This window comes from Bifidobacterium amazonense (genome assembly GCF_018555435.2).
GTDB lineage: Bacteria > Actinomycetota > Actinomycetes > Actinomycetales > Bifidobacteriaceae > Bifidobacterium > Bifidobacterium amazonense.
Genome location: NZ_JAFEJT020000059.1, coordinates 1 through 19,379, shown reverse-complemented (window position 1 = coordinate 19,379; position 19,379 = coordinate 1). Strand labels below are relative to the sequence as shown.

At 64.3% G+C, this 19,379-nt stretch carries 13 protein-coding genes and 1 pseudogene; 4 read left to right on the top strand and 10 right to left on the bottom strand.

Annotated features, from left to right (window positions below):
- A partial coding sequence (locus tag JS533_RS11255; RefSeq protein WP_241514648.1) for a LacI family DNA-binding transcriptional regulator occupies positions 1 to 620 on the bottom strand: 620 nt, incomplete at its 3' end.
- Between the two features lie 268 nt (positions 621 to 888).
- Between JS533_RS11255 and JS533_RS11250 the strand changes: the two genes are divergently transcribed.
- A complete protein-coding gene (locus JS533_RS11250) occupies positions 889 to 2,097 on the top strand; it encodes an MFS transporter (RefSeq protein ID WP_033494966.1) in 1,209 nt (402 codons plus the stop codon).
- 107 nt (positions 2,098 to 2,204) lie between these two features.
- Here JS533_RS11250 and JS533_RS11245 read toward each other — a convergent pair whose 3' ends face one another.
- On the bottom strand, positions 2,205 to 3,683 hold the full coding sequence (locus tag JS533_RS11245) for an aldehyde dehydrogenase family protein (RefSeq protein ID WP_241514646.1): 1,479 nt from the start codon (positions 3,681 to 3,683) through the stop codon (positions 2,205 to 2,207).
- A gap of 771 nt (positions 3,684 to 4,454) precedes the next feature.
- Between JS533_RS11245 and JS533_RS11240 the strand changes: the two genes are divergently transcribed.
- Positions 4,455 to 5,330, top strand: coding sequence for a YoaK family protein (locus tag JS533_RS11240; protein ID WP_241514644.1), 876 nt, complete (start codon positions 4,455 to 4,457; stop codon positions 5,328 to 5,330).
- Positions 5,331 to 5,519: 189 nt separating this feature from the next.
- The gene (locus JS533_RS11235) at positions 5,520 to 6,482 is read left to right on the top strand and encodes an aldo/keto reductase (RefSeq protein ID WP_241514642.1); all 963 of its coding nucleotides are present in this window, start codon (positions 5,520 to 5,522) and stop codon (positions 6,480 to 6,482) included.
- 342 nt (positions 6,483 to 6,824) lie between these two features.
- Here the strand turns inward: JS533_RS11235 and mscL are convergent.
- Both mscL and JS533_RS11225 read right to left on the bottom strand, forming a co-directional pair.
- A pseudogene (gene mscL / locus JS533_RS11230) lies at positions 6,825 to 7,157 on the bottom strand (large conductance mechanosensitive channel protein MscL); the annotation flags it as partial.
- Between the two features lie 169 nt (positions 7,158 to 7,326).
- On the bottom strand, positions 7,327 to 7,608 hold the full coding sequence (locus JS533_RS11225) for a hypothetical protein (protein WP_338024185.1): 282 nt from the start codon (positions 7,606 to 7,608) through the stop codon (positions 7,327 to 7,329).
- 369 nt (positions 7,609 to 7,977) lie between these two features.
- Here JS533_RS11225 and gdhA point away from each other — a divergent pair, with 369 nt between their 5' ends.
- The gene (gdhA, locus tag JS533_RS11220) at positions 7,978 to 9,324 is read left to right on the top strand and encodes an NADP-specific glutamate dehydrogenase (RefSeq protein WP_033494973.1); all 1,347 of its coding nucleotides are present in this window, start codon (positions 7,978 to 7,980) and stop codon (positions 9,322 to 9,324) included.
- A 253-nt stretch (positions 9,325 to 9,577) separates the two neighbouring features.
- Here the strand turns inward: gdhA and JS533_RS11215 are convergent, their stop codons facing one another.
- The 6 genes from JS533_RS11215 to dnaN form a co-directional block, all read right to left on the bottom strand.
- Positions 9,578 to 10,213: a DUF3566 domain-containing protein gene (locus JS533_RS11215; protein WP_241514640.1), complete on the bottom strand. Its 636-nt coding sequence runs from the start codon at positions 10,211 to 10,213 to the stop codon at positions 9,578 to 9,580.
- A gap of 203 nt (positions 10,214 to 10,416) precedes the next feature.
- Positions 10,417 to 13,059 carry a DNA gyrase subunit A gene (gene gyrA, locus JS533_RS11210; protein ID WP_420838656.1) on the bottom strand — a complete coding sequence of 881 codons (2,643 nt, stop codon included), beginning with the start codon at positions 13,057 to 13,059 and terminating at the stop codon, positions 10,417 to 10,419.
- Positions 13,060 to 13,315: 256 nt separating this feature from the next.
- Positions 13,316 to 15,406 (bottom strand): DNA topoisomerase (ATP-hydrolyzing) subunit B, encoded by a 2,091-nt coding sequence (gene gyrB / locus JS533_RS11205; RefSeq protein WP_420838657.1) that lies wholly within the window; start codon positions 15,404 to 15,406, stop codon positions 13,316 to 13,318.
- 301 nt (positions 15,407 to 15,707) lie between these two features.
- A complete protein-coding gene (locus JS533_RS11200; protein WP_241514638.1) occupies positions 15,708 to 16,199 on the bottom strand; it encodes a DciA family protein in 492 nt (163 codons plus the stop codon).
- The gene (gene recF / locus JS533_RS11195; RefSeq protein ID WP_241514636.1) at positions 16,196 to 17,527 is read right to left on the bottom strand and encodes a DNA replication/repair protein RecF; all 1,332 of its coding nucleotides are present in this window, start codon (positions 17,525 to 17,527) and stop codon (positions 16,196 to 16,198) included. The genes JS533_RS11200 and recF overlap by 4 nt, the downstream gene beginning before the upstream one ends.
- A gap of 235 nt (positions 17,528 to 17,762) precedes the next feature.
- Complete coding sequence (gene dnaN / locus JS533_RS11190; RefSeq protein ID WP_241514634.1) at positions 17,763 to 18,887, bottom strand: DNA polymerase III subunit beta; 1,125 nt, start codon at positions 18,885 to 18,887, stop codon at positions 17,763 to 17,765.
- Positions 18,888 to 19,379: the final 492 nt, after the last annotated feature.

Genomic DNA, 19,379 nt, shown 5'->3' with positions numbered 1-19,379 from the left:
CCAGCCAGAACACCTTCGGAGCGTAGCACCGCGGCCTGCATGTCGGTCGGCCCCGCGATCACGGCGATATGGCGGCAGCCGCGCTCGCAGAGCAGCGTGGCGGCGTCGTACCCGCCCTGGTAGTTGTCGACGTCGACGTACGGGGTGCGCATGGCCGAATGCGGCGTGCCGATTGACACGACGGGAACGCCGCATTGCCTCAGCGCGTCGGCAAACGCCTTCGAATAGTGGAAGTTGATCACGACCACGCCCGCGGCGCCCGAGCTTTTGAGCACGGTCAGGAACTTCTGCGCGTCGTGGGGCTTGGTGAGCGCCAGGAACGGCAGCAGGTTCATGGCCGTGAACGAGGACGATAGCTGCGCGATCATTCCGGAGACGAACGCGTCGCGGAAAATGAAATCCGGTTCCTCCGGCACCATGATCGCCACGATGTTCGATCTGCCGGTGGTCAGCTGCTTCGCCGCCTGATTCGGCACAAAATGCAGCTGTTCCGCAGCCTGTTGCACCTTGCGCCGCGTCTGCTCCGATGCGGAGCCGCCGCCGAGGGCGCGCGACGCCGTGGACGCCGCCACGCCTGCAAGCTTCGCCACGTCACGAATCGTGACGACTTCAGCACTCATGTCATCCTCCGCAAACCGTCCATCGGAAATGCCGTTCGGGCGAGCGGGCGGCATTCCGACCGTCCGTCCGTGCCCACTCTACACAAGTCCCGCCCAGCTGCCGCAATCCACGTATTTCGGCCGTCGCCTCACTCGTACAGTGCTCGTCATAGTATACGGCATGGCAGTGGAACCGGTTCCATAAATACCGTTTTTCACCGGCATCCAAATACAAACAGATACTTCGAGAACACGTCAATACCACGTCAACGAGAAATCAGAAGGAATCATGAAAAGAAGTCTGCTCGCGCTGGCCGCCGGATCGTTCATCCTCGGCGCGGCCGAATTCGTGATGATGGGCATCCTGCCGCAGGCCGCGGCCGCAACAAACGTCGACATCCCCACCGCCGGACACTACATTTCGTCATACGCGCTCGGCGTGTGCGTCGGCACGCTCATGCTCGTCTTCGGCCGCAAAACGCCGCCGAAAAAGCTCATCATCCTGTTCATGGTCATCGCGTTCGTCGGCAACCTGCTGTCCGCGTTCGCGATCAACGCGCCCATGCTGCTCGCCACACGCTTCATCGCCGGCCTGCCGCACGGCGCGTTCTTCGGCACGGCCACGGTCGTCGCGAAAGAGCTCGCCGAACGCGGCAAGGAGGCCCAGGCCGTGTCGATGATGGTCGCCGGCCAGACGATCGCCAACATGCTCGGCGTTCCCGCCGGCACGCTGCTCGCCGAATTCCTCTCGTGGCGCCTCACGTTCGGCTTCCTTGCCGCGTGGGCCGTGATGACGGTCGTACTGGTCGCCGCCTGGGTGCCGCAGGTCGCGCCGATCAAGGACGCGGGCATTCGCGGCCAGTTCCGCTTCCTCACCAAGCCCGGCCCGTGGTTCATCATCGCCGCCATCTTCACCGGCAACGCGGGCGTGTTCTGCTGGTGGAGCTACGTGTCGCCGTGGCTGCAGAAGACGGGCGGCTGGCCGAGCGCGCTGGTGCCGATGTTCATGATGCTCGCCGGTTTCGGCATGGTCGTCGGCGGCCTGATCGGCGGCTGGGTCACCGATCACTGGCGTCACGCCGGCACGGCCGCGCTCGGCCAGACGATCTCCTGCATCGGCCTGCTCATGGTGCTCGTCGTGCCGGGCAACCACGCCACGACCACGATGCTCACGTTCTGGATCGCGTTCGGCCTGTTCTTCGTCAACGCGCCGCAGCTGCTGCTCATGGCTGAAGCCGGTCAGGGCGGCGGCGAGCTGATCGCCGGCGCTGCCGCGCAGGTCGCATTCAACTTCGGCAACGCGGTCGGATCGGCGGTAGGCGGCGCGACGCTCGACGCGTTCGCTATGGACTACCGGTTCACCGGCTTCGCCGGACTGCCGCTAAGCATTCTCGGCGTCGCGTTGCTCGCGATCTACTCGCTGAAATACGAAACCGACACCGACGCGATCGACCGGCTACGCCCGATCGAAGTCAATACGGCCGTTTCCGCGCACTGAGATTCGCCGGTCTGCCGATGGCCTGCAACGTATGGTTCCGATCATGCGTGCAGGCCTTCGTCGTCATGCGGCGGGCCGAATGGTCACTTGCCTGTCCGGCGGTCGGATCAGTCGTCGGACAGGTCGTTGCCGAACCAGCCGGTTTTCTCCGGGGTCAGCTTGAGGTTGATCTGCTTGAGCACGGTGTACTCCTTCAGCCCGTCGAGCCCGCCGTCCACGGTGACGCCGCTCTGCCGGTGCGGGCTGACCGGCAGGCCGCCCGTATCGTCCATGTAGGTGTTCGCCCACATGATGCCCGAGTCCACGCCTCGGCACACCCTCAGCGCCCGGCCCATGTCCGAAGTGAACACGCCGCCGGCAAGCCCGTACCGTGTGGCGTTGGCAAGGCGGATCGCCTCGGTCTCGTCGGCAAAGGTCTGCACGGTGAGTACCGGCCCGAAGATCTCCTCCCGCACGATGCGCATGTCCTCGCGGCAGTCCACGAACACGGTCGGTTCGATGAAATACCCGTCCTTGAATGCGCCTTCGGTGATCCGGTGCCCGCCGACGAGCACGCGCGCACCTTCCTCCCGACCGATGCGAATGTAGTTCAGCACCCGTTCCATCTGCCGCTTGCTCACCATCGGCCCGTATTCCGTCTGCTCGTCCATCGGCATGCCGATGCGGATGTGCGCGATGCGCTCTTGGAGCATGTCCATGACCCGCCCGTACACACCGCGCTGCACCAGCAGTCGCGTTCCGGCGACGCACACCTGCCCTTGGCTGAGGAATACGCCGAACATGAGACAGTCGACCGCCACGTCCAGATCCGCATCATCGAAGATGATGAACGGCGACTTGCCGCCCAGTTCCATCGAAAATCGCTTGACGCTGGTTGAGGAATGCCCGACGATGTCCAGTCCCGTTGCAGTGCCGCCCGTGAACGTGATTTTGGCCACGTCGGTGTCTTCCGCCAACGCCGTGCCGACTTCGTCGCCGGGGCCGAGCACCAGGTTGACGCTGCCGGCAGGGAATCCCGCCTCCTCCATGAATCCGATCATCATCGCCGTGGTGATCGGCGTCAGCGAGGACGGTTTGACCACGACCGTGTTGCCCGCTGCCAATGCGGGGGCCATGCCGGCCGCGGTGGTGCCCATCGAATAATTCCATGGCGAGATCACCGCGCAGACGCCCAACGGCTCACGTATGGTCATGCTGATCATACCGGGGTTGTCCGCCGACGTCGCGCCTTGGAGTTCGTGCACCATTGAAGCGCACTCGCGGAACGCGCCGCTGGCCGCGTACACGTCGTCGTATCGAGTTTCCTTCCACACGCGCCCCATGCTGTTCGTTTCGGCCGTGGCCAGTTCGTCGGCGTGCGCTTCGATGAGGTCGGCCGTTTTGTCCATCAGTTCCGCACGTTCGTCGGCCGTCAGCCGCCGCCATGCGGAGTCTGGCGCAAAGGCACGTTGCGCCGCCGCGACGGCATGATGGACGTCACTGGCCGTGCCGCACGCCGCTTCGGCCACGATGCAGCCGTTGGCCGGATTGATGATTGACGTTGTTTTTCCGGAAACGGATCCAATCCATTGTCCGTCGATATACATGTTGACATGTTCCATGCCGCTCACTCCCGTTTGGCGAATGCAGTCCGTGTACAAAAGGCCATATTACGTGTCGTAGCAGCCGTTTGCCGATTGTTCCGGGTTGTCCGTCAATTCGGTGCAACGGGGAGGCTGCTGGGGCCGCCGTCCCGGCGCAGTTCCGAACGAACGATGCATCAACGGGATTTTTGGGAAACGTTTCCATTATCCGATGCCGTCCGTCGACCGTTCCGTCGACCGCAGTCCATGCATTGCCGCGCTGCAAGGCATCGCCGGTCGACACTCGTCCGGCGCTCATCCGGCGACGGTCACACAACGACCACAGGATTCGCACGGAACGTTCAGGAAGCTCATACGCGCCGCCATGATACGGGTGGTTATATGTAGTCAACGGCCGAAAGGCCGGACAACATAACTCAACAAACCTTCTTCCTCTCTTCTCCTTTCTTCTCCCGAAAGCCCGGCCCAACCGCCGGGCTTTTTGGGTTGCGGCAAGTCTTGTTACAGGTCTCGTCACAAGACTTCGGAGGGCCCCGCATCGCGTCGTCCGGGCTGCGCATCACAATGGACGGGCTGCGCATCAGGACATCCTCACATGCAGAACCACAACATACTTCGCACTTCGCCGAACGCAACGCGACAAACTCGCAAGGTTCTTCCAAGATGTCCCGGAAAAGCCGAAACGCAAAACCCATCCCAGTGCTTGCAGCAGCCAGGATCAGACTCAGGCGCAGCACAACCCGGTCGACAGACAACCAGAAGGAACCAGCCCGCATGACATCGCATCTCGCCGAAGCCGGACGCACCATCATTCCGCGCAAGAACGACCGGTACGGGCTACTCAATCCGGCGCTGGTCGTGCTCACGTTCGTCGCCGGACTGGTGGATGCGCTGAGCTATCTGGCACTCGGGCACGTGTTCGTGGCGAACGTGACCGGCAATATCGTGTTTCTCGGATTCGCGTTCGCGCACGCGCAGGGCTTCGTGTGGTGGACGTCGGCGCTCACCCTGGCCGCGTTCATGGTCGGCGCGCTGATCGGCGGGCGCATCATCCGCCGTTTCGGCGCGAACCGAGCCAAGCATCTGCTCGTGTCAACGTGCGTGCAGCTGGCGTTCGTGGTCGCCGCGTTGGCCGGCATCTGGCTGCTCAACCGGTTTTCGCCGGAGCCAACGATCGGCGGCATCGGCAGCGGCGCGGCGGCGAGCGCAACGTCGTCGTCATCGGCGCTCGCGTCGGCGTCCGCAACGGCGAGCGCGCAGGCCGCGCAACCAAGCCTGAATTTTCCGACGGCAAGCCATATCGACCTGCACATCATCACGCTGATCGTGCTGCTCGCGCCGGCGATGGGCATTCAGAATTCGACCGCGCGCAAGCTGTCCGTGCCGGACCTGCCAACAACCGTGCTGACGATGACGCTGACTGGCATTGTGGCGGACACGTCGGCGCACGGTCACGAGCAGTCGAAGCTGGGCCGGCGCGCGGTGGTGATGTGCGCGTTGGCGCTCGGCGCGCTGACCGGCGCGATATTGCAGACGCGCGGATACGAGGACGTGATTCTGATGGTGATGATCGCGTGCCTGCTGCTGGTGATCGCGATGATGGTGCCGCATATTCATTCCGACGCCCGCTGGGTTGCCGGCGAGCGCTGATCGCGTCGGCATTGCCGCATACGATCGCCGCACACGATTGCCGCATACGATCTCAGCACAGCGCACGGTTGCGTCAGGTTTGTGTTCAAGTGCACTGCAAGCGGTAGGGTGGAGCCGTTGCCTCACTGCGATCACGGCATGACGATCGCGCAGCGGCAACGCACGAATCGTATCGGCAAAGGAGCGAATATGAAGACTCAGGAAATCGGACAGTCGGGCATGGTCGCGTCGCGTCTTGCGCTCGGTGTGATGCGCATCGACGCGCTGGACGAGACGGCGGCGACGCGCACGGTCGCGGCTGCGGCGGAATCGGGCATCGACTATTTCGACACGGCCGACATCTACGGCTTCAACGCGCACGCGCTGCACGCCAGTTCGCGCGTCTTCGGCCAAGCGTGGAAGAACGCGGGGCTTGAGCGTGACAGGATCTTCATCCAGACCAAGTTCGGCATCGATTTCGGCTACGATGAGCAGGGCCGCGGCGCGGCACACGGCTACGACTTCTCCGCGAAGCACCTGCTGGACGCGCTTGACGGCGAGCTTGAGGCTTTGCAGACCGACTACGTCGACGCCGTGCTGCTGCACCGCATCGACACGCTGTTCGAGTTGGACGAGGTGGCCGAGGCGTTCGACAAGCTGGAGTCGAGTGGCAAGGTGCGTCATTTCGGCGTGAGCAACATGGGTCCGTGGCAGATCGAACTGTTGCAGAGCGGGCTGAAGCAGAAGTTGGAGATCAACCAGCTACAGTTCGGTCTGATGCACACGCAGATGCTCGACGCGGAGATTCATTTCAACATGGCTGACGATGCGGCTGCGGATCGCACGGGCGGTATTCTGCCGTATTCGCGGCTCAAGCACATGACGATTCAGGCGTGGTGCCCGTTCCAGTCGAACACGGAGTTCGGCCCGTTCGTCGGCAATGCGCATTTCCCGGAGCTGAACGCGGAGCTGGAGCGTCTCGCCGCGAAGTACGAGTCAACGCCGAACGGCATCGCGGTGGCGTGGATGCTGCGTCATCCGGCCGGCATTCAGCCGCTGCTCGGTTCGATGAATCCCGATCGCATCCGCGACATGGCCGCCGGCGCGGACGTCGAGCTGGATCGCCGCGACTGGTGGTCGCTGTATCAGGCCGCCGGCAACCAGCTCGTGTGACGCGCGCGACGCGACGCCGCGGCGACGAGCTCACGCGGCGTCGCGTTTGGCGAGTTGGTCGCGGATTTCGGTGAGCAGCGCGATGATCTGCTCGTTGGATGATGCGGACGACGATGACGCCTGTTCGGCCGATGCGGCGGACGCCGACGCGCCCGACGATTCGACGGACGGTGCGTCGGCCTGCACGGCCGGGGAGACGCCGGATTCACCGGCCGTTGCATTGGCCGCCCTGTCGCCGACTGCGTCCGCTGCCGCCTCACCCGCCGACGCCTTGTCGCCGCCGAGAACCGGCGCCGCGACGGCCTGCGCGGCTTGCGCGGCGAGGGCCGCGGCCTTGTCGGCGGCTTCCTTGAGTTTGGTCTTGGCGATCAGCGCTTCGGACATGTCGCGGAACTTATTGATCGGCACGAGGATGCAGAAGTAGACTGCCACGGCGATGACGAGGAAGTTGAGCAGCGCGCCGAGCACCGCGCCGAAGGAGATAGTCGCGCCGTTGAACGTGAACGCGAGCAGGCCGCCCATGTCGGGTTTGCCGAAAATCATCGCGATAAGCGGGTTGATGAGATGGTCGACGATCGAATTGACGACCGCGGTCACGGCTGCGCCCATGACGACACCGACCGCCATGTCAATCATGTTGCCGCGTGAAATGAATTTCTTGAACCCGTCGATCATCGCCGTCTCCCGTCGTCACCGTTGCGATCGTGGTCATGACGATCGTCAGCGTCGCGTTTGTCGTCGCGACTGTCGCCACGAACGGTTCCAGCGTATCGCAGCGACGTGCCGACGCGACGTCAGACGGTCGGAAAACAACGTAGCGCACTCCGGCGAGGCGGGGATCCTGTCAGGCTGCGGGGGAGTCGCCCAGTTCGGACGCGTCGACGGCGAACGCCGTCTTCCAGCGTGCGATGCAGCGTTCGATGCGTTTGTAGCCGATGAGTTCGGGGCCGAGTCCGGCCGCGCGGAAGATCTTGACCGGCGATTCGCCGCGACCGTATCGTTCCATGCAGTCACGCTGGAAGTCGGCCGCGTATTCGATCCGGTTCGCCGTCGCGGACTGCACGGCGGGCAGACTGTTCAGGTACGTCACCTGTTCGTCCGTAAACACCACTTTTTTACTCGCCATAGCTTTCACCCGTTTGCCTGTGTCGTTCGCTGATGTATCTCTAAAAACCGCTCCGACCTCTTTACTCAGCCCTACAGCTTACGGGATGTCACCCCCCCCCCATCAAAATCAACACCAAAATTATATCGATAAAATACACAAAATGAGTATTTTTACGCCAAAAATTGCCGTCTGGTAATTAAAAGCTCCGGGCGTGTCGCAGATCACATTGACAACACCGTCTCACATGCTGGTCTCACATGTCGATATCATGCCAGCCGCGGCGGCGACGCGCCGGCCATAGCCGCATCGCGGGAAAACCCTTGTCGCGACGCGGTCCCGCACATACAATGAAGCCGTCTTACTGATAATCCGAACCAAGGGAGATTCATGTTTTCCAACGAGTACATCCAGCGCGTCTATGAGCAGGTCGAGCAGCGCGACGGCGACCAGCCCGAGTTCCTGCAGGCCGTGCGCGAGGTGTTCGAGACGCTCGAACCGGTGATCGCCAAGCACCCCGAGTACGAGAAGGCGGGCGTGCTGGAGCGCATCGTCGAGCCGGAGCGCGTGGTCAAGTTCCGCGTCGCTTGGACCGACGACGAGGGCAAGGTGCAGGTCAACCGCGGCTACCGCGTCCAGTTCAACTCCGCGATCGGCCCGTACAAGGGCGGCCTGCGCTTCCACCCGACCGTGAACGAGGGCGTCATCAAGTTCCTCGGCTTCGAGCAGATCCTCAAGAACTCGCTGACCACGCTGCCGATGGGCGGCGGCAAGGGCGGCTCCGACTTCAACCCGAAGGGCAAGTCCGACGCCGAGGTCATGCGCTTCTGCCAGGCGTTCATGACCGAACTGTGCCGCCACATCGGCCAGTTCACCGACGTTCCGGCCGGCGACATCAACGTGGGCGGCCGTGAGATCGGCTACCTGTTCGGCCAGTACAAGCGCATCCGTGACGAATACTCCGGCGTGCTGACCGGCAAGGGCCTCGAATTCGGCGGCTCGCTCGCCCGCACCGAGGCGACCGGCTACGGCGTCTGCTACTACACGCAGGAGGCCCTGCGCGTGCTGAAGAACGACTCGTTCGAGGGCAAGACCGTCGTGATCTCCGGTTCCGGCAACGTGGCGATCTACGCCGCGCAGAAGGCCGAGCAGCTGGGCGCGAAGGTCGTCACCGTGTCCGATTCCAACGGCTACGTCTACGATCCGAACGGCATTGACGTGGCCGTCGTCAAGCAGATCAAGGAGGTCGAGCGCGGCCGCATAAAGGAGTACGCGGAGCGCGTGCCGTCCGCCGAGTACCACGAGGGCTGCTCGGGCGTGTGGACCGTGCCGTGCGACATCGCGCTGCCGTGCGCCACTCAGAACGAGATCAACGAGGAGTCCGCGAAGGCGCTCGTGGCCGGCGGCTGCAAGGTCGTGTGCGAGGGCGCGAACATGCCGTCCACGCCGGAGGCCATCGCCGTGTACCAGAACGCCGGCCTGCTGTATGGCCCGGCCAAGGCTGCGAACGCGGGCGGCGTGGCCGTTTCCGGCCTCGAGATGAGCCAGAACAGCTACCGTCTGTCCTGGACCTTTGAGGAGGTCGATGCCAAGCTCAAGAACATCATGGAGACGATCGTGGCCGAGTCGCTCAAGGCGGCGAAGGAGTACGGCCACGAGGGCGATCTGATGCTCGGCGCGAACGCGGCCGGCTTCGTCAAGGTCGCCAACGCGATGGTCGCGCAGGGCATCCTGTAAGCCTTTCGGTCGGCCGATCAGCTAACATCCATCCCATACGGCCGTGCTGAGTCCACGTGACATCATCGTGACTCAGTCACGGCCGTTTCTTCGTCCCCGAAGACCGTTGCTGAGTCCCGATAGCGTAACCGGGACCCAGCAACGGCCGTTCCGCGGCATACGGCCGAGCCGCACGCGCGAAGGGCTGTTCATACGACAAGTGGCTCCCCGCCGGATGGTGGGGAGCCACTTGCGTACGTTTGCGAAATGTCGGTCAGTCGTCGCCGAGTGTGACGTGCACGCCGCCGACGAGCGCGGTGACCACGTTGTACAGCAGCGTGAGGATAGTCGCGAGAATCGTGAACACGACGACCTGCACGATGCCGAAGATCGTCACGGCGCTGAGCACGGTGGACCAGTTGAAGATGCTCGTCAGGTCGAAGGAGCCGGCGTCGAGGCCCGTGGAGGAGACGATCGCCGTGATCTTCTTGAACACGCCGATGAAGTCGAGCAGGAAGTAGCAGCCCATCACGGCGACGATCTGGATGATCGCGCCCGCGATCGACAGCAGGAACGACACCTTGGCCATCGACCATGCGCTGATATGTGTGACGGACAGGTTCATGCGGCGGGCGCGCGGCGTGCCGCGACGGGCCGGCTTCGACGCGGGCGGCACGGACGCCGGCGCGGCGGAGAGCGGCTCGGACGATCCGGAGACGCCGGACGTGCCGGCGGATGCTGCGGAATCGGCTATGCCGGCCTCGCCGACCGCGGAACGGGCCACACGGCCGGCATGGCCGTGGCCGCCGCGATGTCCGACCTCACCCGGCTCGTCGCCTGCATGCTCGGGCGCGAAGGAGACGGGCTGGATCATGCCGTCTTCGTTGGATTCTTCAACATTGTCGCTCATCGTTGCTCCTTGTCCGAGCTCTTGCTTTCTGTGAGACTACCAGTCTTCGCAGACGGCAGGCGTCATGTCTTCCCATGGAAATCTTCCTTTGCAGGCAACCCGGCTGAGGGGCAATCAGCGACTCATGGTTCGATCTTCTGACTACCCCTCGGTCTCGCTGCGCGAGCCAGCCCCCCCCCTGACAGGGGGAGCCGAGAAAAGGATCACTGCTCCGCGGGCTGCTCCGCGGCACCGGCATCGCCGGCATCGCCCGCATCCTGACCGTCGTCGGCGTCGTCGTCCTTCTCCTCGTTGCGCGCGATGGAGATGATCTCGTCGCCCTTGTCCGGCTTGGCGAGCGTGACGCCCTGCGTGGTGCGGCCGGTGCGCTTGACCTCGGCCACGTCGGAGCGGATCACCTTGCCGGACTTCATGATCGCGAGCACCTGATCGTCTTCAGCCACGATCACCGCGCCGACCAGCGCGCCGCGCTCGTCGGTCAGCTGCACGGCCTTGACACCGTAGCCGTTACGGCCCTGCAAACGGTACTCGGAGATCGCCGTGCGCTTGGCGAAGCCTTCGCTGGTGACCACGAGCAGGTCCTTGTCAGTGTCGGCCGGCACCACGTCCATCGCGAGCAGGCTGTCGCCGTCGCGGAACTTCATGCCCTGCACGCCGGCGGTCTGGCGGCCCATCGGGCGCAGCTGCTCGTCGTCGGCCGCGAACTTGAGGCTCATGCCGAGACGGGAGACGAGGATGATGTCGTCCTCCGCGTTGCACAGCGCGGCGCCGACCAGCTCGTCGGCCGTCTCGCCGTTCTCGTCCTCGATCAGACGCACGGCGATCAGGCCGCCCTGTCGCGGCGAATCGTACTCGGCGAGCGCGGTCTTCTTGACCTTGCCGGAACGGGTCGCGAGCACCAGGTACTTGGCGACCTCGTAGTTCGGGATCGACAGCACGGTCTGGATCGTCTCGTCGGGGCCGAACTGCAGCAGGTTCGCCACATGCTGGCCCTTGGAGTCGCGCGAGCCTTCGGGCAGCTCGTACGCCTTGATGCGGTACACGCGGCCCTTGTTCGTGAAGAACAGCAGCCAGTTGTGCGTGGACGTGAGGAAGAAGTGGTCCACCACGTCGTCCTCGCGCAGCTTGGCGCCCTTGATGCCCTTGCCACCGCGGTGCTGGGCGCGGTATTCGTCGGCCTTGGTGCGCTTGATGAAGCCGGAGTGCGTGACCGTGACGACCACGTTCTCTTCGGCGATCAGGTCCTCGACGTTCATCTCGCCGGAGTACGGCAGGATCTTGGTGCGGCGCTCGTCGCCGTACTTGGCGACGATTTCGTCGAGTTCGTCGCCGACGATCTTGCGCTGGCGTTCCGGCTTGGCGAGGATGTCGTTGTAGTCGGCGATCTTGCGCTGCAGTTCCTCGTGCTCGTCGATAATCTTCTGGCGTTCCATGTTGGCGAGGCGCACGAGCTGCATGGACAGGATCGCGTCGGCCTGCACCTGGTCAATGTCGAGGAACTCCATGAGCTTCGGACGAGCGTCGTCGCGGCCCTGGCTGGAACGGATCAGCCTGATGACCTCGTCAATCGCGTCCATGGCCTTCAGGAGGCCCTGCAGGATGTGGTCGCGTTCCTCGGCCTCGCGCTTCAAGTAGCGGGTGCGGCGTTCGATGACTTCGAGCTGGTGGGTCACCCAGTGGCGGATGAACGCGTCGAGGCTGAGCGTGCGCGGCACGCCGTCGACCAGCGCGAGCATGTTCGCGCCGAACGTCTGCTGCAGCTGCGAGTGCTTGTACAGGTTGTTGAGCACGACCTTCGGCACGGCGTCGCGCTTGAGCACGAGCACGAGGCGCTGGCCGGTACGGCCGGACGTCTCGTCGCGCATGTCGGCGATGCCCTGGATCTTGCCGTCGCGCACGCCTTCGCGGATGGACGCGGCCAAGCGGTCCGGGTTGACCTGGTACGGCAGCTCGGTGACCACGAGGCACATGCGGCCCTTGATTTCCTCGGTGTTGACGACCGCGCGCATGGTGATCAGACCACGGCCGGTGCGGTACGCCTGCTCGATGCCCTTATGGCCGAGGATCGTCGCGCCGGTCGGGAAATCCGGTCCCTTGATGATACCGATGAGCGCGTCCAGCAGCTCCTCGCGGGAGGCTTCGGGATGGTCGAGCGTCCAGTGGACGGCGTTCGCCAACTCGCGCATGTTGTGCGGCGGAATGTTGGTCGCCATGCCGACGGCGATGCCGGACGAGCCGTTCGCGAGCAGGTTCGGGAAGCGCGCGGGCAGCACGGTCGGTTCCTGCGTGCGGCCGTCGTAGTTCGGTACGAAGTCGACAGTGTCCTTGTCGATGTCGCGCACCATTTCCATCGCGAGCGGCATCATGCGACACTCGGTGTAACGCATGGCGGCGGGCGGATCGTCACCGGCCGAACCGAAGTTGCCCTGTCCGTCAACGAGCGTGTAGCGCATCGACCACGGCTGGGCCATGCGCACGAGCGTGTCGTAGATCGCCGCGTCGCCGTGCGGATGGTAGTTGCCCATGACGTCGGCGACCGGTCGCGCGCACTTGGAGTAGCCGCGGTCGGGTCGGTAGCCGCCGTCGTACATCGCGTACACGATGCGGCGGTGGACCGGCTTCATACCGTCGCGCACGTCCGGCAGGGCGCGTTCGACGATGACGGAGATCGCGTAGTCGAGGTAAGACTGGCGCATCTCCTTCTGGATGTCGGTGTGGGCCACGCGATGCTCGTCGAGGACCAGGTTTTCGCTGGCCTGCGGGCTCGTGGGCTCGAGCGAGCGCTCGGCGCGCTCGTCGTTCTGCTCCGGCAGGTCGTTGCCGCCGGTGCTGTTTTCGTCTGCCACTTAGTTGTTCCTTTTATCGTTGGCTGTAAAAAGGATCTTGGCCCCCTCGGCTGAGGGGGCTGTCAGCGAAGCTGACTGGGGGAGCGTCTGCGGCGTAGCCGCTAACAATGTCGCATCAGCCGAAGGCTGATTCAGATTTCTCGTCGGCCTGCAGCCGAATCTCTCCCTCAGTCCGACTTCGTCGGCCAGCTCCCTCATCAGAGGGAGCCGAGAAAAATCGTCACGCGTCGATGCTGTGCCGTCCCTTCATCTCCGCCTAGGCGTCGATGAAGCGCACGTCCTTCGCATTCCTCTGGATGAACAAACGACGCGGCTCCACGTCGTCGCCCATGAGCATCGAGAACGTCTCGTCCGCGGCCGCCGCGTCCTCGATGTGGATCTGCTTCAAGATGCGCCGCTCCGGGTCCATGGTCGTCTCCCACAGCTCCTGGTACGTCATCTCGCCCAGGCCCTTGTAGCGCTGGATGCCTTCGCCCTTGGGCAGCTGACGGCCGGCCGCCTTGCCCTCGGCGAGCTTCTCGTCGCGCTCGCGGTCGGTGTACACGAAGTCGTGGTCGCCGCGCGTCCACTTGAGGCGGTACAGCGGCGGCATGGCCACGTACACGTAGCCGGCGGTGATCATCGGACGCATGTAGCGGAAGAACAGCGTGAGGTTCAGCGTGGCGATGTGCGCGCCGTCGACATCGGCATCGGCCATGATGATGACCTTGTGGTAGCGCACCTTGCTCACGTCGAAGTCCTCGCCGTAGCCGCCGCCGACGGCCGTGATGAGCGACTCGATCGTGTCGGACTTCATCATGCGGTCGATGGACGCGCGCTCGGTGTTCAAAATTTTGCCTCTCAGCGGCAGGATGGCCTGCGTCTCCGGGTTGCGGCCCTGGATCGCGGAGCCGCCTGCCGAATCACCCTCGACGATGAACAGTTCGCACTCTTCGGGGTTGTTGGACTGGCAGTCCTTGAGCTTGTCGGGCATGCCGGCCGATTCGAAGATCGACTTGCGGCGCGTGTTCTCGCGCGCCTTCTTGGCGGCGATGCGCGCTCGGGACGCCTCGATGGCCTTCTGGATGATGTTCTTGGCCTCGCTCGGGTGCGCGTCGAACCAGTCGCCGAGCTTGTCGGTCATCACGCGCTGCACGAAGGTCTTCGCCTCGGAGTTGCCGAGCTTGGTCTTGGTCTGGCCTTCGAACTGCGGGGTGGTGAGCTTGACGGAGATCACGGCCGTCAGGCCCTCGCGCACGTCGTCGCCGGAGAGGTTGTCGTCCTTGTCCTTGAGGATGTTCTTCTCGCGCGCGTAGCGGTTCACGAGCGAAGTCAGCGCGGCGCGGAAGCCTTCCTCGTGGGTGCCGCCCTCGGTGGTGGAGATCGTGTTCGCGAACGTGTGCACGGCTTCGGAGTACGCGGTCGTCCACTGCATCGCAATTTCGGCGGAGATGCCGATCTTGAGGTCCTCGGCCTCGAAGTCGATCACGTCCTCCTCGACCGGCGTCGCCTTGCGGGACTTGACGAGGTAGTCGACGTAGTCCTTGATGCCGTTCGCGTACTGGTACGTGACGCTCTGGTGCTTCGTCTCGCCGTCGTCGTCCTGGCCCGCGACCTCGTCGCCGGCCATGTCGGGCTCGCGCAGGTCCGTGAGACTGATCTTGAGGCCCTTGTTGAGGAACGCCATCTGCTGGAAGCGGGCGCGCAGCGTTTCGAAGTCGTAGACGGTCGTCTCGAAGATCTTGCCGTCCGGCCAGAACGTGACGGACGTGCCGGTGGACTCGTTCTCGCTCATCGGCTCGCCCTTGGCCAGACGCGCGGTCGGATGCTGGTTGATGTACGTCTGCGTCCAGTGGAAGCCCTGACGACGCACCTCGATGTCGACGCGCGTGGACAGCGCGTTGACGACGGAGATGCCGACGCCGTGCAGGCCGCCGGAGACCGCGTAGCCGCCGCCGCCGAACTTGCCGCCGGCGTGCAGCTTGGTCATGACCGTTTCGACGCCGGAGACGCCTTCGCCGGGCACCTCGTCGACCGGGATGCCGCGGCCGTCGTCGACGACGCGAATGCCGTTGTCCGGCAGGATCGTGACCTCGATATGCGTCGCGTAGCCGGCGAGCGCCTCGTCGACGGAGTTGTCGACGATCTCGTAGACGAGATGGTGCAGGCCGCGCGGGCCGGTGGAGCCGATGTACATGCCTGGGCGGATGCGCACGGCCTCGAGGCCCTCGAGGACCTTCAGATCGCTCGCGTCGTAGTGGTCGGGGGACATGCTGTCGTCGAGCTGCGCGTCGACGAGCTCGTCGTTGTTGATCTGCTCGGCCGCTGCGTCGAGTTCGGCTTGCTTGTCGGTGATGGGTTTGGTGATGTTCTGATCAGTGGAACCGTCGAGCGAATCTGCTTCGTCTGCCACAGGATTCCTTTCTGCACATTGCCGCGTCCGAGCGGCTACTCGCAAGGGCGATATGCCCCTAGAACGCGAATAACGGCCCCTTCCAGCCTTTTACCTATACTGCACGTAAGTCTAGTCGCGTACGCCGACACCGCCCTTAGCGGCGAAATTAGCGGTTTTGCGCGGTCTCTGGCCGGTTCGGCGGCGCAGTTTCGGCTGCACAATTCGGCGGCGCGGTTCGGCCGACTGGTTCAATCGACTGGTTCGCCCGACCGACTCAGCCGCGCCGACGATACCCGCGGTATCCGCCTCCGCGCTGCGGCATGGGCCCGCTGACGCGGATTTCACGGATGTCGAGGCCCGCGAGCCGCTCGCGGATCGTGGCGGTGAGCTGGGGGATCATGTAGGTGAGCGTGGTCGCCCAGTTGGGCGATTCGGTGCGGATGACGAGCACGCCGTCGCGCAGGTCTGTCACGGTGGAGTGCTGCGCGATGGCGGGTCCGACGACCTGGTCCCAGTGGTCGCGCAACTGGGCCATTTTGAGCTGCGGCGTCCAGTTGCCGGCGCCGGCGATCGCGCCGAGCACGCTGTCGAGGCTGCTCGGGTCGCGCCCAGGCTTGCCGAAGTTCTCCCACGCCTTCTCGCTGTTTTCCTCGCGCGCCTTGCGGTCGCGCATGATGTATCCGCCGCGTTCGGCGAGACGCTCGAACACCTGCGCCGGCAGTTTGCGCTCGTCCAGCTTGAGCGTTTGCGCGATCGGCGGTTTCATGCCGAGGCCGTCCTTCCGCCGCTGTCGTCAGGCGCGGCGGGCGCGTCAGGCGAGCCGGCCACGTCGTTCGCGTCGGCCGTTCCCAGCAGCGCGGACAGGTCCGGGTGCAGGTACTCATCCTGCGCACGCTTGAGTGCGCCCACGTCGATCACGTTCGCGTCCGCGCGTCCGGCGAGGTCGGGGATGTCGCTGGCGGCGGCCACGGTGATGAGCACCTGGTCCTGCCGCGAGGCGAAGTCGAGGATCTGGCTGCGGCGCGATTCGTCGAGCTGGGCGAACACGTCGTCGAGGATGACGATCGGCCGCGTGCCGCGTTCGCGCGCGACCACGTCGAACAGGGCCATTTTGAGCGCGAGCGCCATCGTCCACATTTCGCCGTTCGACGCGAATTCGCGTGCCGGCATGCCGGCCAGCAGCAGCGTCAGGTCGTCGCGGTGCGGGCCGATCAGGTTCTGTCCGCGCGCGACTTCGCCGGGGTAGATGCGCTGGAAGTGCTCGCTGATGTGCGGCAGGGGATCGTCGTACAGGAAGATCTCGTCGAACGACGGCTCGTACGCGAGCTGCGCGCGCTGATCGTCGCCGGCGAGACTGCGGTAGATCGCGGCGAACGGTTCGGCGATCATGTCGACGATGCGCCGGCGGTCGCGCGTGACGGCGACGCCGAGTTCGATGAACTGTCCCGTCCAGATTTCCAGACCGCTCAGGGCCGCGTCGGCGGCCGCAGGGACGACGTCGCGCGCGCCGAGCTGCTTGAGCAGGGCGGAGCGCTGCTTGGCGATTTTCGCGATGGTCTGCAGCCGTTCCGCGTAGCCGGGGACGAGCAGTGCGCCGGCCTGGTTGAGGAAGGTGCGCCGGGAGGCCGGGTCGCCAGCGACGAGCCGCTGGTCTTCCGGCGTGAAGGAGACGCTGGGGATGCGACCGATCACGTCGCGCATGTACAGCGAGTTGCCGCCGTTGACGCGGGCCCGGTTCGCGCCGCGCGCCGCGACGGTGAGCTCGTAGGTGGTGACGGTCAGCTCGTCGCCGGCCCCGTAGGCACCCGTTGCGTCCGGGTCCGACTCGGCGGTCGCATCCGACGACGAAAGGCCCGCAGAGGGCCCGCTGACGACGTTGGCGCGGATGACGGCGGAGGACTGTCCGCGTTCGACGAGCGGCAGCGACGACGAGGTGCGGTGGCTGGAGCCGGTGGAGAGGACTTCGACGGCTTCGACGATGTTGGTCTTGCCCATGCCGTTCGCGCCCTGCAGGATGTTCACGCCGGGGGTGAAGTCGACTACGCAGTGCTCCCATGAGCGGTAGCGGTCGAGCGCCAGACGCGAGACGTGCACCGGTTATTCCTCCGAACGTGGTTGTTGGCTGTTCGCGGCTTCCCTTGCCGGGGAAGCCGTCACGAAATGGCTGAAGGGGCGGTCGGCGTCCGCCGCGGGTAAGTCCGTCACGGTGCCGGCCAGACGACCGCCGGAGCGGCGGCCAGATTGACAACCGATTCGGTAAGCGTTTTCCGAGCGAGCTTCCCGTCATTTGGAAAGCGCTTACCGAGGCTTGTTTTCTAGGTTTTTGGAATCAGGCGGTGATGCGCATCGGCACGAGCAGATAGCGGTAGTCCATCGACTCGTCGGAATCCGCCTCCTGCTGTCCATTGAACTCGACCGGCTTGACGGCAGTCGTCATCTTCATGCGCACGTACGGTTCGGTGATCGCGGACAGGCCCTCGATCAGATACGACGGGTTGAACGCGACTGTAATGTCGTCGCCGTCCATGTCGATGTCGAGGATCTCCTGCGCCTGGGCCTCGTCGGCCGCGCCGGCGGACATCGTGATCTCCTGTCCGGAGAACACCATGCGGATCGGGGCGTTGCGTTCGGCGACCAGCGCGACTCGCTTGATCGCGCCGATCAGCTTCTGCCGGTCGACCACCGCCTGAATCGGATAGTCATCGGCGAACAGACGGTCGACCGCAGGGAACTCGCCGTCGATCAGCTGCGACGTCGAGACACGTCCGGCGTTCTCGAATCCCAGCAACGACGCGGAATCCTCGTCGAAATCGACGATCACGTTCTGATGCTCGTCGAGCGAACGCGCGATGTCACGCAGCAGCGAGCCGCGCACCAGCGTCGTCGTGTTCACGTCGAGATTCTGCGGCGTCCACGAGAACGTCGCGCGGGCGAGACGGAAGCGGTCGGTCGACGTCATGATGACCTTGTCCCCGTTGAACTGGACGCGAACGCCGGTGAGCACCGGGCGATTCTCCTCGCGGGAGACCGCGACGCATGCCTGGGAGACCGCCTGCACGAACGTCGGTGCGTCGACCTGGCCGAGTTTCGCCGGAACGACGGGCAAATCCGGGTATTCCGCGTCGGGCATGAGCTGCATAGTGAACGTCGACTTGCCCGACGTGATCGTCATGGTCGATTCGTTCGTCGACAGATACGTTTTTTCGGCGGGAAGCGACTTGGTGATGTCGGCGAGCAGCTTGCCGAGCACCAGCGCGGTGCCGGGCTCGTCGATGCCGGCTTCGATGTGGTGACGCGCGGAAATTTCGTAGTTGAACGCGGACAGCTGCAGTGTGCCGTCGATCGCCTCGAGTTTGATGCCTGCGAGGATCGGGTTGGCCGGTCGCGCGTCGATGACGCGCGTGGTCCAGGCCACCGCGTCGGCGAGAGCCGCGGAATCGATTTCGACTTTCATGGGGTCCTACTTTCACTTCGGTGTACTGCGGCCCATTGTATCCGGGCTGGGACCGAAACGTCGCGGGACGGGAGCGAGCCGTTATCGTGGTGACGACGAGCTACGCAAGTGAGTAGAGTAGTCGTAGTAATAAGCGCTGTGGAAACTGTGGATAAGTGGAGTTTTCCCAATGTGGAGAACGGCTGACCGGATACGCTCGACTGTGGATAACTTCTGGAAAATGTGTGGACAAGTAGGCGACTTATCCACAGGGATGACTTCGGTTTCGAGTTGTCCACATTCGAAGGCGAATAATCCACGAGTTATCCACAACTGGTGACGGTGTTATCCACGGGTTATCCGCAGGATTTACCCACATTTGTGGAAAAGGATGTGGATAACTTTTCTCGGATTCGGTGCCCAACCCGGGCGTGTCGCAACGTTTCCCGAGCTGTTCCACGCACCTTCGTCCACCAGAATCGCGCTCACGGACCAAAATCGGCGATTTTTTCG

Coding starts and splice junctions, on each gene's coding strand:
- JS533_RS11250 (WP_033494966.1), top strand. CDS start 889: ATGAAAAGAAGTCTGCTCGCGCTGGCCGCCGGATCGTTCATCCTCGGC.
- JS533_RS11245 (WP_241514646.1), bottom strand. CDS start 3,683: ATGTATATCGACGGACAATGGATTGGATCCGTTTCCGGAAAAACAACG.
- JS533_RS11240 (WP_241514644.1), top strand. CDS start 4,455: ATGACATCGCATCTCGCCGAAGCCGGACGCACCATCATTCCGCGCAAG.
- JS533_RS11235 (WP_241514642.1), top strand. CDS start 5,520: ATGAAGACTCAGGAAATCGGACAGTCGGGCATGGTCGCGTCGCGTCTT.
- JS533_RS11225 (WP_338024185.1), bottom strand. CDS start 7,608: ATGGCGAGTAAAAAAGTGGTGTTTACGGACGAACAGGTGACGTACCTG.
- gdhA (WP_033494973.1), top strand. CDS start 7,978: ATGTTTTCCAACGAGTACATCCAGCGCGTCTATGAGCAGGTCGAGCAG.
- JS533_RS11215 (WP_241514640.1), bottom strand. CDS start 10,213: ATGAGCGACAATGTTGAAGAATCCAACGAAGACGGCATGATCCAGCCC.
- JS533_RS11200 (WP_241514638.1), bottom strand. CDS start 16,199: ATGAAACCGCCGATCGCGCAAACGCTCAAGCTGGACGAGCGCAAACTG.
- dnaN (WP_241514634.1), bottom strand. CDS start 18,887: ATGAAAGTCGAAATCGATTCCGCGGCTCTCGCCGACGCGGTGGCCTGG.